Origin of the sequence: Streptomyces sp. H39-C1 (assembly GCF_027158125.1) — a bacterium.
Taxonomy (GTDB): domain Bacteria; phylum Actinomycetota; class Actinomycetes; order Streptomycetales; family Streptomycetaceae; genus Actinacidiphila; species Actinacidiphila fildesensis.
Map to the genome: position 1 here is coordinate 23875 of NZ_JAPVLS010000072.1, position 14265 is coordinate 38139.

Annotated in this window: 14 protein-coding genes; 4 read left to right on the forward strand and 10 right to left on the reverse strand. The window is 71.9% G+C overall.

The features are described from left to right. Positions 1 to 34 precede the first annotated feature (34 nt). Complete coding sequence (locus tag O3W51_RS35105; RefSeq protein WP_138355663.1) at positions 35 to 1291, reverse strand: S8 family serine peptidase; 1257 nt, start codon at positions 1289 to 1291, stop codon at positions 35 to 37. Further along, complete coding sequence (locus O3W51_RS35110) at positions 1288 to 4620, reverse strand: right-handed parallel beta-helix repeat-containing protein (protein WP_269288321.1); 3333 nt, start codon at positions 4618 to 4620, stop codon at positions 1288 to 1290. Before O3W51_RS35110 ends, O3W51_RS35105 begins: the two co-directional genes overlap by 4 nt. Before the next feature lie 336 nt (positions 4621 to 4956). On the opposite strand from O3W51_RS35110, the gene O3W51_RS35115 reads away from it, so the two are divergent. Beyond that, positions 4957 to 6051, forward strand: coding sequence for an IPT/TIG domain-containing protein (locus O3W51_RS35115; protein WP_269288322.1), 1095 nt, complete (start codon positions 4957 to 4959; stop codon positions 6049 to 6051). Between the two features lie 60 nt (positions 6052 to 6111). Here O3W51_RS35115 and O3W51_RS35120 read toward each other — a convergent pair whose 3' ends face one another. From O3W51_RS35120 to O3W51_RS35140, 5 genes are all read right to left on the reverse strand, one after another. Further along, positions 6112 to 6765 (reverse strand): CGNR zinc finger domain-containing protein, encoded by a 654-nt coding sequence (locus O3W51_RS35120; RefSeq protein WP_138355660.1) that lies wholly within the window; start codon positions 6763 to 6765, stop codon positions 6112 to 6114. Positions 6766 to 6897: 132 nt separating this feature from the next. Continuing rightward, on the reverse strand, positions 6898 to 7740 hold the full coding sequence (locus O3W51_RS35125) for an amidohydrolase family protein (protein WP_138355659.1): 843 nt from the start codon (positions 7738 to 7740) through the stop codon (positions 6898 to 6900). Positions 7741 to 7745: 5 nt separating this feature from the next. Further along, the gene (locus tag O3W51_RS35130) at positions 7746 to 8057 is read right to left on the reverse strand and encodes an L-rhamnose mutarotase (protein WP_269288324.1); all 312 of its coding nucleotides are present in this window, start codon (positions 8055 to 8057) and stop codon (positions 7746 to 7748) included. A 100-nt stretch (positions 8058 to 8157) separates the two neighbouring features. Further along, entirely contained in the window at positions 8158 to 9495 is a 1338-nt protein-coding gene (locus tag O3W51_RS35135) for an enolase C-terminal domain-like protein (protein WP_269288325.1), read from the reverse strand. An 11-nt stretch (positions 9496 to 9506) separates the two neighbouring features. Beyond that, positions 9507 to 10358, reverse strand: coding sequence for a fumarylacetoacetate hydrolase family protein (locus O3W51_RS35140; RefSeq protein WP_138355656.1), 852 nt, complete (start codon positions 10356 to 10358; stop codon positions 9507 to 9509). A gap of 341 nt (positions 10359 to 10699) precedes the next feature. On the opposite strand from O3W51_RS35140, the gene O3W51_RS35145 reads away from it, so the two are divergent. Continuing rightward, positions 10700 to 11107, forward strand: a complete 408-nt coding sequence (locus O3W51_RS35145) for a hypothetical protein (protein ID WP_244809636.1) — start codon at positions 10700 to 10702, stop codon at positions 11105 to 11107. A gap of 173 nt (positions 11108 to 11280) precedes the next feature. Here the strand turns inward: O3W51_RS35145 and O3W51_RS35150 are convergent, their stop codons facing one another. Continuing rightward, complete coding sequence (locus O3W51_RS35150) at positions 11281 to 11478, reverse strand: hypothetical protein (RefSeq protein ID WP_138355655.1); 198 nt, start codon at positions 11476 to 11478, stop codon at positions 11281 to 11283. Between the two features lie 274 nt (positions 11479 to 11752). Here O3W51_RS35150 and O3W51_RS35155 point away from each other — a divergent pair, with 274 nt between their 5' ends. Then, a complete protein-coding gene (locus O3W51_RS35155; RefSeq protein WP_244809635.1) occupies positions 11753 to 12043 on the forward strand; it encodes an aldo/keto reductase in 291 nt (96 codons plus the stop codon). Between the two features lie 21 nt (positions 12044 to 12064). Here the strand turns inward: O3W51_RS35155 and O3W51_RS35160 are convergent, their stop codons facing one another. Next, positions 12065 to 12655: a hypothetical protein gene (locus O3W51_RS35160; protein WP_138355654.1), complete on the reverse strand. Its 591-nt coding sequence runs from the start codon at positions 12653 to 12655 to the stop codon at positions 12065 to 12067. Between the two features lie 227 nt (positions 12656 to 12882). Here O3W51_RS35160 and O3W51_RS35165 point away from each other — a divergent pair, with 227 nt between their 5' ends. Beyond that, complete coding sequence (locus O3W51_RS35165) at positions 12883 to 13482, forward strand: GNAT family N-acetyltransferase (RefSeq protein WP_138355653.1); 600 nt, start codon at positions 12883 to 12885, stop codon at positions 13480 to 13482. Positions 13483 to 13518: 36 nt separating this feature from the next. On the opposite strand, the gene O3W51_RS35170 is transcribed toward O3W51_RS35165, so the two are convergent. Beyond that, complete coding sequence (locus O3W51_RS35170) at positions 13519 to 14250, reverse strand: YoaK family protein (protein WP_164293915.1); 732 nt, start codon at positions 14248 to 14250, stop codon at positions 13519 to 13521. Between the last annotated feature and the right edge of the window lie 15 nt (positions 14251 to 14265).

Here is a 14265-nt window from a genome sequence, read left to right on the forward strand (position 1 = left end):
CCGCTCCGGCGGCCGGGCGTCCCGGTGTATGTGCTCAGGCTCCGAAGGTACCCGGCCGCCAGCGGCGGGCACGGCCCCGGGGAACCACGGTCATCAGCACCACGGAAAGCACCAGTACACCGGCCGCACCGCCCGCGACGAGCAGCGCGGTGTGCCGCGCACCGCCGCCCACGACCGCGGCAGGCACCGCTACCGTGCGCGGCCCGACCGCTCGCTCGGGGCGCGCGCTCGGCGGCTGCACCGCCGAGACCGCGGCGTACACATCCAGCGCGGGCTGCGCTCCGGGGTACGCCGTCGCCAGCAGCCGGTCCCGTACCCCGGCCCCGGTCAGCTCCGGGTGGTACGAACGGACCAGCGCCGCCGCCCCGCCCACCACGGCTGCCGCTTCCGCGCTGCCGGACGCCGTCCAATGGCCGCCGCCGCGCGGTCCCACGCTCACCATTCCGTCGCCCGGCGCCGACAGATCGGCCCGCTCCGGCACCGGCGCATTCTGCGGCCTGACGCCCTCCGGGCCCGTGTCGACCACCGAGAGGACCCCGGGCAGCGCCGCCGGATACGCCGGGGCCGGTGCGGCGTCCGGTGACGAGGTCTCCGGCGCGGCGGGGGCCACCACCAGGGCGTCCTTGTCCACCGCGTGCCGCACGGCGGCCCGCAGTGCCGGGGTCTCCTTCGACAGCGCCGTTCCGACCACGATGACCTTGGCGCCCGCGTCGGCGGCCGAGGTGATTCCGGCGGCCAGCCGGCCGGCGTCCGGCTCCCCGCGATCACCCGTACCGCGCACCGCGAGGATCCGGGAGCGCGGCGCGATCCCGGAGAATCCCTGGCCCGCGCTCGGCCGCGCGGCGATCAGACCGGCCAGGAACGTACCGTGGCCGACGCAGTCCGTACCGGCGTCCCCCAGCGCGGACACCTGTCCGGTGAGGGTGGGCGCGGTGCCGGACACACCGGTGCCGACCACCGCGACCGTCACTCCAGCGCCTTGGCCGAGCTTCCACACATGGGTGAGATCGAGGCTCTGCTGCGCCCAGGGAACCGCGCGGGCCACCGTCGACGAGGCAGCTGTGCACGGCTTGTCCCGGTCCACCGCCGTCGGGACGGGCGGGAGGTCGATCCCGTCCGCGGACGCCACGGACGGTACGGCGGCGACGGTCAGCAGGACCGCACCGGCGGCCGCGGCCGGCCAGCGGCGCTGCGCGAAGGGGCGCGGACGGGCGGGGACGGTGGCATTCACGCAGTGTTCCTCGGGGTCGCGCCGGTTGGCCGGTTCCGTCCGGCCGCCGTTCGTACTCATCCGCCGACTCCGTGCCGGGCACCGGCCGGCGGAATGTCCTTCACCAGCAGCATGCGCAGATCCTCGACATCGGGCTCCGCCAGCGCGGCCACCCGGCCCGCCTGACGGGTCATCATCGCCTCGACCGTCTGCCGCGCCAGCCGGGCGTTGCCGAACGATCTGCCCCTGGGCGCCGCGTCGAAGAGTTCGGTCAGCACGGCCGCGGTTCCCGGAGCGCACTCGTACCCGTTGGCCAGCGCGTGGTCGCGGACGATGGTGACCAGTTCCTCCGACGTGTAGTTCTCGAACTCCACATGCCGGGTGAACCGCGACGCCAGACCGGGGTTGGACGCCAGGAAGCGGTCCATCTCCTCGGTGTAGCCGGCCGCGATCACCACCACCTCGTCCCGGTGGTCCTCCATCAGCTTCAGCAGGGTCTCCACCGCTTCCTGCCCGAAGTCCGAGCCGCTCCCCGCTTCCGGGGTGAGCGCGTAGGCCTCGTCGATGAACAGGACACCGCCGCGCGCCCGGTCGAACGCCTCCCGGGTCAGCTGCGCGGTGTGCCCGATGTAGCGGCCGACCAGGTCCGCCCGGGACACCTCGATCAACTGGCCCTGCGGCAGTACCCCGAGCGAGGCCAGCAGCTCCCCGTAGAGCCGGGCGGTCGTGGTCTTGCCGGTGCCGGGCGGCCCGGCGAACACCAGATGGTTGCTGATCCGGGGACCCGGCAGCCCGGCCTCGGTCCGGCGCTTCGTCGTCGCCAGCAGATTGACCAGGTCCGTCACTTCGCGCTTGACCGCGGCCAGACCCACCATCGCCTGGAGCCTGTCCAGCGGTCCGGGCCCGGCGGTTCCGGCGGTGTCGTCCTCCGTGGAGACCCCGACGTCCTCGGCCACCAGGAGCGTCAGGTCGCGCTCGTTGGCGTCCGGCAGTTCCGCGAGCCGGAACGCCTGCCGGTCGACCATCTCCTCGAAGGTCTTGCGCGCGGTCCGGCCGTTGCCGAACAGCGCGTCCCGCGGGATCCGGTCGAAACACACCACGAGCGCCTCACGGGCGGACGGATCCAGTTCGTAGCGGTGCGCGGTGCACATGCTGTCGACGATGGTGACCAGTTCGTCGGTCGTGTAGTCGACGAACTCGATGCTGCGGGTGAACCGCGAGGCGAGTCCCGGGTTGGACGCCAGGAACGACTCCATGTCGGGGCCGTAGCCCGCGGCCACCACCACAACGTCGTCGCGGTGGTCCTCCATGAGTTTGACCAGGCTGTCGATCGCCTCCTGGCCGAAGTCGGCGCCCGAACCCTTCCCGTCCGAGAGCAGGGTGTACGCCTCGTCGATGAACAGCACACCGCCCAGCGCCCGGGTGAACGCCTCAGTGGTCTTGATCGCGGTGCCGCCGATGACCTGCGCCACCAGATCCGCCCGCGACACCTCCACCAGATGACCGGAGCGCAGAACGCCCAGCTGCGCCAGGATGCTGCCGTACAACCGGGCGACCGTGGTCTTGCCCGTGCCGGGCGGTCCCGCGAACACCAGATGACGGCTCATGGGCGGCAGCGGCAGACCCAGGCTCGCCCGGCGCTGCGCGAGCCGGTTCAGATTGATCAGTGTCAGCACCTGCTGCTTGACGCCGGCCAGGCCGATCAGCGCCTCCAGTTCGCCGATCGGACCCTCGGTCGCGCGCCCGGGAACCGGCGCGGGTGCCGTCCCGGCGGGCAGCCGGCCACCGCCCGCCTCCCGCGCGGCCTCGGGGGTGCCCCAGATGTCGGGAACTCCGTTGCCCGAACTGTCGAGTTCCGCCACGACCAGCCGTTCGCCGGCCACCGTCTGCCGCAGTCCGCTGTCCCGGTTCTCCCGTACGGAGCAGGCGGTGATCGTCACCGGCCCGGTGCTCTGCACCCTGATCCCGTCACCGTCGCTCGTCGACACCTCGCATGCGGTGAACGAGGCGCGGCCGCCGGCCGCGACCAGCACTCCGTGGGTTCCGGACCTCTCCACCCGGACGCGGGTCGCCGCGACCTCTCCCCCGTCCTCCACCAGGACGCCCCCGGCCACGGCGCCCTCGACATCGCAGTCGCGCAGCGTGACCGTGCCGGACGACCCCACCGACACCCCGAAACCCTCCGGCGCGCGCACCACGGTGCCGGCCACGCTGAGGGTGCCCTGCACCTCCACCCGGATCGCCGCTCCGCCGGACCGGTCGATGCTGCTGTCCTCCAGCCGGCCGCGGCCGCCGGCCGTGACCTCGACCCCGGGTCCCGCGCCGTCGGATATCCGTACGCGGCGCAGCACCGGAGCGGCGCCGGACCGGACGCGGACGGCCGCTTCCCCGGCTCCCTCGACGTCGAGTCCGTCGAACTCCGCGGCCGACTCCTCTTCCAGGAGCACGCCGACCGCGGCACTGTTCTGTACCCGGATCCCGGTGAACACCGGCGAGGACGGTCCCGCGACCCGGATCGCCGCGCCCTCGGCGGTGTGGAACACACACTCCTCGAACGTGCCACGGGCCCGGTCCGTCACCAGCAGGCCGTGGCCGCGGGTGCGTTCGCTCCGGCAGCGCGTGAGGTGCGGTGCGGTGCCGGCGGTGAGGACGAAGCCGTGGCCGGTGGTTCCGGTGACCGACACGTCCTCCAGGACGCTGCGGCCGCCGGAGGTGATGTAGACGCCGACCACCGCGTCGTGCACCTCGGTCCTGACGACCCGCAGGGCGCTCTCGCCCTCGAGCGCCACCGCGGGTTTCTCGGTTCCCGAGATCCGGCAGTCCTCCACGACGCCCTGCGCCTCGCCGTTGGCGAGTATGCCGTTCCCCCGGGCGTCGCGGAGGACACAGCGGCGTACCGTCGCGCTGCCGCGTTCGGCGATCACCACACCGGAGGTGCCCAGGTTCTCCATGACGCAGGCTTCGAGGTAGCTCTCCGCGCCAGAGGTGATCACCACGGCAGCACCGGTCGAGTTGGAGATCCGGCAGTCGCGCAGTGCCAGCGAGCCGCTCGCACGGCTGAGGATCGCGGTCCAGGCGGAGCCGGTGATGTCGCAGCCGTCCATGGCGAGCTGGCCGCGCGGTGTGTCGGCGACCGGCAGCTCGGCATCGTAGCCGCGCAGTCCGAGGTCGGTCAGCTGGACGGCGTCGGTGAGGAGAGTGAGGGCGGTTCCGTGCCGGGGGGCGATCTCCACCGTGCCGGGACCCTCGGCGGCGAGCAGGGTCACCGAGCAGGTGATGGTGAGCCGTTCCTCGTACTTGCCCGGGAGGATCCGCAGTACGGCTCCGGACCGGGCCCGTTCCAGGGCCTCACCGATGGTGCGGAAGGCATCCGGCCGGTCCGGACCGACGGTGTGTACCTGGCGTGACACGTTGGATCCTCCCCGGCCCTCGTGCCCGGAGGCAGTGCGAGGGCAGGCCGGTGCATGTAGTTGGCGTAGAGACCGTCCATCGGTCGCAGGTTTCCCCCTGCCGTCCCGGCCGGTCGGACGGCCCCCCGGCCGCGACCGTACGCCGGAAGTGCGGCATGTGGCGTTGATCAGCCTATCGTCCCGGCCGCCACGAACCGAGCACCGAACCGGGTCCCGGGCGCGCCCACCCGCGCGGGTGGACACGGTCCGTAATTCGCCAGGCAGTGCCAGGGTCTCGCCAGAAATCCGCATCCCGGAAGGCGTCAGAGGTTCACCGCACTGGCCGCGTCGGCCGCCTTGGGCCTCACCGGCCTCACGGCGGTTGCCGCCCCGGCCCACGCGGTCCCGGCGGGTGCCACGACCGCCTACGTCGCCAACGCCAGCGACAACACGGTGTCGGCGGTCGACACCGCCACCAACACCGTCACCGCCACCATTCCCGTCGGCTTCGGCCCCCAGGGCGTGGCGGCGGCACCGGACGGTGCGCATGTCTACCTACCCAACGTCAGTTCCAACACCGTGTCGGTCATCGACACCACCGCCACCGACTCCGTCGTCGCCACCACACCGGTGGGCTCCAGCCCGACCGCCGTGGCGGTCACCCCGAACAGCGCCCATGTGTACGTCGCCAACCTCGGCTCCAACACCGCCTCCGTCATCGACACCGCGACCGCCGCGGTCGCCACCACCACCGCGGTCGGCCGCAACCCGATCGGCGTGGCGATCGGTACGACCGTCGCGCCCGTTCCGCCGCCCGTCGTGACCGGGGTCAGCCCCAACACGGGCCCGCCCGCGGGCGGCACCACCGTCACCATCACCGGTACGGCCCTGTCCGACGCCACCGCGGTCACCTTCGGTGCCGGGCACAACGCCGCCGCCGTCACCTGCTCGCCGACCTCCTGCACCGCGGTCGCTCCGGCGGGCACGGTCGGCACGGTGGATGTGCGGGTCACCACGGCGGCCGGCACCAGTGCCGTCAGTGCCGCCGACCACTTCACCTACGCCGCCGCCGATGTGAGTGTCGCCCTGGTGGCCGGCCCCGCGCCGGGACTGCTCGGCGGGAAGATCAACTACACGCTGACCGTCACCAACCACGGTCCCTCCGCACTGACCTCCGCAGCGGTCACCGCGGCTCTGCCCACGCCGATGACCGCCACCTCCAGTGACTGCGGTGTCAGCGCGGGCCACATCAACTGCACCGTGGGAACGCTGTCCTCCGGCGCCGCCACCACGCGCCACTTCACCGTCCCCGTGGGCCTGTTGTCGCTCAACCTGCCCTACAGCGTCACCGCGACCCGCACCGCCAGTGCGCCGGTCGACCTGAACTCCGCCAACAACAGCGCCACCCGCACCTGCACCGTCATCACCTCGCTGATCATCAGCTGCTCCTGATCAGTGACGCACGACCCGGCCGGCCGACCGTTCAGCCGGCCGGGTCGTGCCCCGACCGAACTACGCGGGGGAATCGGCGTGGTGCCGTTGGTAGTGGCGTGCGACGCGGGCGCGGTTTCCGCAGTTCGCCGAGCACCATTCCCGGCGGGGGTGGGCCCGCACGAAATACAGCACGCAGCCGGGAGCCCGGCAGGCCCGCAGCGCTCCCCGGTCCGGTCCGGCGAACAGTTGGACGGCCTGTTCCGCGATCCGCGACAGGGCTGCGGCCGCCGCGGTGGCGTGTGACGGCGCACTGGCTGTGGCGAGGGACGGCGTTCCCCCTTCGGGCCACACCAGCCGCGACCACTCGGGCGCGTAGGCGCAGGCCTGGTTGACCGCCTCCACCGCCGCCGCGAGATCGGGAGCCGCCGAGGCCGCCGCCGGGCGGGGGTCCTCGGTGACGACGGCCGCCAGCCGCCGCAGCGCGTCACGCAGCTGCTGATACCGGTCCAGGAGCGGCGCCGGCAGCGACGGCCCGGAAGCCGCGGCCGGTTCGTCCAGGGCGAGCGCGGGCTCGAAGCGCGGGGCCACGGCTCGCAGCCATCGCGCCAGGTCGTCGGTGTCGGCCAGCGCGTCATGGAGACCGTCCCGGTCGGCCCAGACGGTGTTCATCAGCTCGACCGGCAGCGGCTCACCGAGCAGCGGCGCGCCGGGCTGCGGATCCGAGGTGTCCATGGTCCCGACTGTAAACCTCTTCCTAATGGTTTTCCAAGCCATCAGCCATTTGGAAGGGCGGGTGGCCGGTTGCGGGTCCACTCCTGGTCCCGATTCTGGTCCCGCTCCCGGCCCACTCCTGGTCCGCTTCCGTCACAGGCCGTAGACGCGGGTGGCGGTGCCGGAGAAGACCGCCTCGCGCTCGGCCGGGCCGAGGGAGCCGGTCAGCTCCCGTGCGGTGGCGACGACCTGGGCGTACGAGCCGGCCAGCCGGCAGACCGGCCAGTCCGATCCGAACATCAGCCGGTCCGGGCCGAACGCGTCGAGCACCGTGTCCGCGTACGGTGCGAGACCGGCGGTCGTCCAGGTGTCCCAGTCGGCCTCGGTGATCATCCCGGAGAGTTTGCAGACGGTGTTGGGCAGCGTGGCCAGCTGGCGCACGGTATCGGCCCAGGGTCGGAGTTCGTCGCTCGCGATCGGCGGCTTGCCGAGATGGTCGAGGACGAAGGTGAGCTCGGGCCGCAGCTCGGCGGCCGTGTACGCGGCGGGCAGCTGGTGCGGAAGGATCACCAGCTCGTAGACGAGTTCCGCCGCGGCGACGGCCGCCAGCCCGCGCAGCACGTCCCGGCGCAGCAGCCACCGCGGATCCGGCTCGCTCTGCACCTGGTGCCGGATGCCGACGAGCCGGTCGCCTCCCGGCAGTTCCCGCAGGGCGGCGAGGGTGTCGGCGATGCCCGGGTGGGTCAGGTCGGCCCAGCCCACCACACCGGCGACCAGGTTGTCGCCGTTCACGAGAGCCAGCAGTTCCGGCGTCTCCTCCGGGACGGTGACCGTCTGGACCACGACGGTCGCTTCGACTCCGGCGGCACGCGCCTCGGGCTCCAGGTCCGCCAGGGCGAAGTTCCGGCGCAGCGGGGCCAGCGCGTCACCCGTGATCCAGTCCTGGTCGCGGACCGCCAGGTCCCACAGATGGTGATGGGAATCGACGATGCGCATCCGGGTCACAGCTCCCACACCACAGGCAGCGACGCGTCGGAGCCGCCCGCCGAGTAGTCGTGCGCGATCTCCGTCAGCTCACCCATCCGGGCCTGCCAGGCAACGTTGACCGGGAGCTTGGCCAGTTCGGCGATCATCGCCGCGTAGTCCTCGACCTCCAGGACATGGAAGAGGTCGGTGCCACTGCGCCAGATCGTCCATGAGGTGGCACCGGCCGCGCGGATCGTGGTGACCAGTTCCTCCGGCACCTGCCGGTGCGCGGCCTCGTACTCCTCGATGCGGTCCTCGCGGACCTTCGTGTGCAGCGCGACTCTCATGGCGGGTCTCCCTCCGTGCCTGTTCGTGGTCAGGCCTGATCCTGCTGGGGCCCGTTCCGTGTCTCTTCCCGGCTGTGTCTGTTCCCGACGGAAAGGTCACTCATGCCGCGGTCTCCCGGCCGACGAGATCGGCGGCCCAGAAGGTGCCGTCCGGATAGGTGTACTCCTCGATCGACGTGGCAAGCATCTCGGCGGAGAATCCGGGTGCCAGCGGCGCGGCATAGTGCCCGCGCCGCATGACGACCGGGTTCTCGAAGTGCCCGTGCAGATGGTCGACGTACTCGATGACCCGGTCCTCGGTCGTACCGGACAGCGCGACGTAGTCGAACATCGACAGGTGCTGCACCAACTCGCAGAGTCCGACCCCGCCGGCGTGCGGGCACACCGGGATCCCGAACTTCGCCGCGAGCAGCAGGACCGCGAGATTCTCGTTGACGCCGCCGACCCGGGCAGCGTCGATCTGCAGGATGTCGATCGCCTCCGCCTGCAGCAGCTGCTTGAAGACGATGCGGTTCTGGACGTGCTCCCCGGTGGCGACCTTGACCGGCGCCACCGCGCCGCGCACCGCCGCGTGGCCGAGGATGTCGTCGGGGCTGGTGGGCTCCTCGACCCAGTACGGGTCGAACTCGGTCAGCGCCTTCGTCCACTCGATGGCTTCGCCCACGTTCCACCGCTGGTTCGCGTCGATGGCGATCCGGAAGTCGGGACCGACGGCGGCACGGGCGGCCCGCAGCCGCCGGATGTCGTCACCAAGGTTGGCGCCGACCTTCAGCTTGATCTGGGTGAAGCCGTCGGCGACGGCCTGCCGCGCGAGCCGCGTCAGCTTCTCGTCGGAGTAGCCGAGCCAGCCGGGCGAGGTGGTGTATCCGGGGTAGCCGCGTCGCAGCAGGTCCGCCTCACGCGCGGCCCGGTCCGGCGCGGCCCGGCGCAGCAGGCCGAGCGCCTCCTCACGGGTGAGGACATCGGCGATGTAGCGGAAGTCGACCTGGGAGACGAGCCACTCTGGGTCGGCGTCGGACAGCAGCTTCCACAGCGGCTTGTCCGCGCGCTTCGCGGCGAGGTCCCACACCGCGTTGACGACGGCACCGATCGCCATATGCATGACGCCCTTCTCCGGGCCGAGCCAGCGCAGTTGGCTGTCCCCGATCAGGTCGCGGTTCAATGATCCCGGGTCGGCGCACAGGGCGTCGAGGGGCCGGCCGACGATGTGCCCGCGCAACGCGTCGATCGCGGCGACCTGCACGTCGTTGCCCCGCCCGATGGTGAAGGTGAACCCGTGGCCCTCCAGCCCGTCACCGGCGTCGGTGCGCAGGATCAGGTACGCGGCGGAGTAGTCGGGATCCGGGTTCATCGCGTCCGAGCCGTCCAGCTCACGCGAGGTGGGGAACCGGATGTCGTACGTGTCGACCGCGGTGATCCGGGCGGTGGTCGGCGTCATGAACGGGCCTCTCACGCTTGGGCGAACGTCTGACGCTGCGCGCCGAGACCGTCGATGGCGAGTTCCACGGTGTCGCCGGGGCGCAGGTACGGGGTCCCCGGCAGGCCGAGGGCGACCCCCGCCGGAGTGCCGGTGTTGATGACGTCGCCGGGCTCCAGGACCATGTACTGACTCAGGTACCAGACGAGATACGCCACGTCGAAGATCATGTCGCCGGTCGCGCTGTTCTGCCGCTGCGTGCCGTTGACCGACAGCCGCAGGCCGAGCTTCTGCGGGTCGCCGGCCTCGTCCGGCGTCACCAGCCAGGGGCCCAGCGGATTGAACGTCTCGCAGGACTTGCCGAGGTCCCACTGCGGGGAGAACTCCAGCTGGAACTCGCGCTCCGAGACGTCGTTGCTGACCGCGTATCCGCCGACGGCGTCGAGAGCGTGCAGCGGCGATTCCAGATAGCGGGCCCGGCTGCCGATGACGACCGCGAGCTCGACCTCCCAGTCGGTCTTCGACGATCCGCGCGGGATCAGTACCTCGTCGTACGGCCCGACCACCGTGCCCGGATCCTTCATGAAGACCACGGGTCGCGGCGGGATGGCCGCGCCGGTCTCCTCGGCGTGACCGCGGTAGTTGAGGCCGACGCAGACCACCTTGCCGGGGCGCGCGACGGGGGCACCCACCCGCAGCCCCGTGACGTCCACGACGGGCAGGGTGCCCGCGGCGAGCGCGGTCCTGACCCGGTCAGGACCGCCGGAGGCGAGGAACGCCCCGTCGATGTCGGAGGTGAGCGCCGACAGGTCGAGCACCGCACCTTCGTCGGTGAGGACGCCCGGCCGCTCATGGCCGGAGGCGCCGAAGCGCAGCAGTTTCACGGAGCTTTTCTCTCTGATCGGCCGGGGTGTGGAGCGCGGGCAGTGGAGAACCGGAGCCTGGAAGACATCCGATGTCTCGACTTTCGCTCGGACTCTACGTCGCCCTCGAACCCCAAGGCAAGTGGCCAATATCGCTTGTGCGATGCCATCTTGAACAAAAGGAAGCGCGGTTGTCTCCATCGAGGCAGGGGTGGGCTGGACTGAGACATCCCATGTCTCTAGAGTGGGGATTCCGGGCCGCGTGGGCGCTGGGAGCCCGGCCCGCGACGAGCGCCCCCGTGACCACCCCACGCCGGCGGGTGGGCCGCTATCGGCGCGCTACTTCGGGGTAGCCCTTGGGTATGGCATCGGACGAGCCCGCACCGTTCCCGGACATCTGCGACCTCTGCGGCCAGCGCATCGGTGCGCAGGGCCGCCTCGATCTGGTGCCGGACTCCTCGGCGGTGCATGCCCGGGATCCGGGCAAGGACGGGAAGCGGCTGATCGTCGTCTGCTCGCCCGAGCACCTGACCGCACTGCGGGACGAGTACCGGAGGCGCCCGTTCGTGGCCGAGGAGTTGTGGGCGGGAAAGATCAGCCGCGCGCTGCAGGGCCGCCCCGAGGACCTCATCGGTCCTGACACCCTGTCGGCCGCCACGGGGCTGAGCGCGGAGGAGATCGACCGGGCGGTGATCTGGAAGATGGAACGGATCCGGCGCTGGTACGAGCAGCACGGCGACGGCGCGGAGGGTGATCCGGAACCCGGATGACCGGAACCAGGTGATCCGGGGCTCGGGCGGTCCGGGGCCCGGTGATCCGGAGCCCGGTGATCCGCGGAGCCCGCGCGAGAACAGTCCCTACGCGGACGACTCCAGGCCGCCACGCCGCCCGGCCCCTGACGGCCGGCCGATGCGTCAGGGGTTTCGAGGGCGGCGGCCCGGGATCAGGCGTCCGGCTGCGAGCCGTCGCCCAGTGGGCGCCTCACGGACGCCGGTTCCGCCGGAAGCTGCTCCTCCACCGCCGCTCTCGCCGCTTCCGCGGCCGCGCGTTCGGCGGGCGTCATCGCCCGTTGGGCCCGCCCCTCGTCCGGATCGGTGTCGGGGAGCGGTCCGGTGCCCAGCGGGCGGCGTTGAACTGTCATTGGTGCAGTCTCCTCCCCCTGAGCTCCGCACCGGACCCCGGCGCCCGGTCCCGGGCGGACGGACAACCGGCCACGGCTCGGGGAAACGTGCGTGGGGCTCCGGAGCCGCCTGCCGGCTCCGGAGCCCCATACGGTTTCCCGCCTCATCCACACGGCGTTGCCCACGCCGGCGCACAACACTGTGGTACCAACTGGACGGCCCTTGCCGGACCGCCCGGCCCGGCAGCCAACCCCACGGCCCTCCCGCACTGCTCGGCCCCGGGATTCCACTGCCGTGCCCCACGCTTCGCGCGCCGGTTCCTGCACCTTCATACCGTTCTTCACCTTCATGCCGTTCTTCGCGCTCGGCGGCGGTCACAGCCCGCTCTCCGACGAGAACCTGCACAAGGTCGCGCAGCGGCACCGTGCGACCGCGATCCCAGTGGCCATCGCCTGGGGCCTGGCCCGTTCGCCCTCGATCGTTCAGATCCCCGGCACCGGCTCGCTCTCCCACCTGGCGGAGAACATGGCGGCGGGCGCCCTCGTACTCGACGAGGCGGACATGGCTCTGCTCGGCCGGCGCTAGGTCCCTGGAGAAGGCCGGTCCTCAGTCCTCGGTCCGGGCGCGGCCGGAGGCGAAGGCGGCGTCGAGCCAGCGGCTCACGGCGAGCGCGGCGGCCGGGTCGGCCTGGACGATCCGGGACACCACGGACTCGTTCTCGCTGCCGGCTCCGTCCCGTACCCCGGTACGGGCCAGCGCGCGCAACAGGGTGTCCCTGGCGTCATCGGCGCCGGCTTCGCCGGTGTCCGTGCCGTCGGTGCCGTTGGTGTTGCCGTTGCCTTCGGTCCGCCGGGCCGCTGCCCGGTTGGCGTGCGCGGTGAGTTCGCCCTGCACGAACGGATCGGAGTCCGGGTCGTAGGGGCCGGCGTGCGTGGTGAGCAGATCGACGATGCGCTCCCACTCCTCGACCGCCGGGCTGATGGGACCGTCCTCGCCGTCCTCGCCATCCCGACCGTGTTCGCCACCGTCCTCCTCGGACCGGGCCTTCTCCAGCGCTTCCTCGGCCTCGTGATGCACCATGCCCCGCGCGTCCCGGCGGACCGACGACCGGACGGCGTGCGCCTCGTCGACGGAATCGGCGGTCTCCGAACCCGTGGTGCCGGGAATGAGGGGGTACGGGTGCTGATCGGCGGTCATCGGTCTGCCTCGCATTCATGGACTCAGGCGTACGTCGTCCCGCCCAGCGGCTGTGCGGCGGCCGCTACGGCGGCCCCGTTCCGAAACCGGAGTCTACGGAATCGGCACCGGCCCTCCCCCGCCGGCCCGGGGCGGAGGGGGAAGTCGCCCTGGTCGATGACCGGTTGCCGACGGACGGCGGATAGGATCTGGCCCGGCCGCCAGAAGCCGACCATAGGAGTGCGCGCGTGACCGGGATATCCGTCCGACAGGCCGTCATCGCCGAGGAGGAGACCGTCGCCCGGCTCCTGGCGACCGTCTTCGACGAACTGCCGCTGCACAGTTGGCTGGTCCCCGTGCGCGAACGGCACCCGGCGATCTTCCCGCACTTCTTCCGGATCCTCGTCGGACACGCGCTGCGCCACGGCACGGTCCATGTGACCGACGATCTGCGGGCCGCCGCGGTCTGGCTCCCGGAGCCCTCCCCCGCCATCGAGGGCTACGACGAGCTGCTGTCGGCCGCGTGCCAGGAGCACGTCGGGCGGTTCCACGAGCTCGATGAGGCCATGGAGCGCGCCCATCCCACCGATCTCGGCGACTACGAGCACCTGGCGTTCCTGGTCGTCCACCCGGACCTGCAGGGCAACGGCATCGGCTCGCTGCTGCTCCGGCTGCACCACGAGACGCTCGACCGGGCCGGCCGCCCGTCCTATCTGGAGGCGACCAGCCCCGCCAGCCGCAAGCTCTACCTGCGGCACGGCTACACCGATCTCGGCGAGCCGCTGGCCCTGCCCTTCGACCCCGAGGCGATGTACCCGCTCTGGCGGCCGGTGCACGGCACGGAGTGACACCGCCTCCGCACGCGTAGCGGACGCGTAGTGGCGTCAGGCGGCGATCCAGGGCCGCGTGGAGCGGACCTGGAGAGCCGCCACCGCGACCATCGCCGCCAGTGTCAGAACGGCGATCAGCAGCGGCAGCGCCGGGTCGGAGTTGTGGATGAGCAGTCCGCCGGCCAGGGCTCCCAGGAACATCGCGATCGCCGACAGGGCACGGGTGCCGGTCTTGCCGGCGGTGCCTCCCGCGAGCCGCCCGTCGGCGGCGATACCGGTGATGGTCTGCGTCAGGACCGTGGTGGTGAGATCGGGGACGCCCAGCCGTCGGGCGGCGGCGTTCTGCCCGCCCATGGCCAGGCCGAGCAGAACGATGAGCAGATAGCGGGCGGCCGTGGACGGTGGATCGGCGGTCAGTTCGCTGCTCAGGTAGGCCGCCAGGACGAGGACGCCTTCGAGGGCGGTCGCCGCGAGCAGCAGTCGTGCGCGGTGGTCCGGAAAGCGGTTGGCGCTCCGCCCGCCGATCACCGCCCCCACGACGAAGGAGGCGAGCGACACCAGCGAGGCCATCAGGGAGAAGCCCTCGGCACCGGCCAGTGAGAAGGCCATGAAGACGACGTTGCCCGTCATGTTGGCCACGAAGACATGTCCCAGCACCAGATAGCTGAAGGCGTCGACGAGCCCAGTGACGACGGTCAGCGCGAGGAGCAGCGGTGGCAGCGGCCCATGCCGGCTGTCGAGATCAGGGACCAGGGTCTTCCAGGCATCACGCAGGACAGTGGCCACGGCGGCGGCTCCCTT

What these genes read in the sequence shown, in the direction of transcription:
- O3W51_RS35125 (WP_138355659.1), bottom strand. Translation starts at nt 7,740, where the DNA reads ATGCGCATCGTCGATTCCCATCACCATCTGTGGGACCTGGCGGTCCGC.
- O3W51_RS35130 (WP_269288324.1), bottom strand. Translation starts at nt 8,057, where the DNA reads ATGAGAGTCGCGCTGCACACGAAGGTCCGCGAGGACCGCATCGAGGAG.
- O3W51_RS35150 (WP_138355655.1), bottom strand. Translation starts at nt 11,478, where the DNA reads ATGACAGTTCAACGCCGCCCGCTGGGCACCGGACCGCTCCCCGACACC.
- O3W51_RS35120 (WP_138355660.1), bottom strand. Translation starts at nt 6,765, where the DNA reads ATGGACACCTCGGATCCGCAGCCCGGCGCGCCGCTGCTCGGTGAGCCG.
- O3W51_RS35160 (WP_138355654.1), bottom strand. Translation starts at nt 12,655, where the DNA reads ATGACCGCCGATCAGCACCCGTACCCCCTCATTCCCGGCACCACGGGT.
- O3W51_RS35135 (WP_269288325.1), bottom strand. Translation starts at nt 9,495, where the DNA reads ATGACGCCGACCACCGCCCGGATCACCGCGGTCGACACGTACGACATC.
- O3W51_RS35145 (WP_244809636.1), top strand. Translation starts at nt 10,700, where the DNA reads ATGGCATCGGACGAGCCCGCACCGTTCCCGGACATCTGCGACCTCTGC.
- O3W51_RS35105 (WP_138355663.1), bottom strand. Translation starts at nt 1,291, where the DNA reads ATGAGTACGAACGGCGGCCGGACGGAACCGGCCAACCGGCGCGACCCC.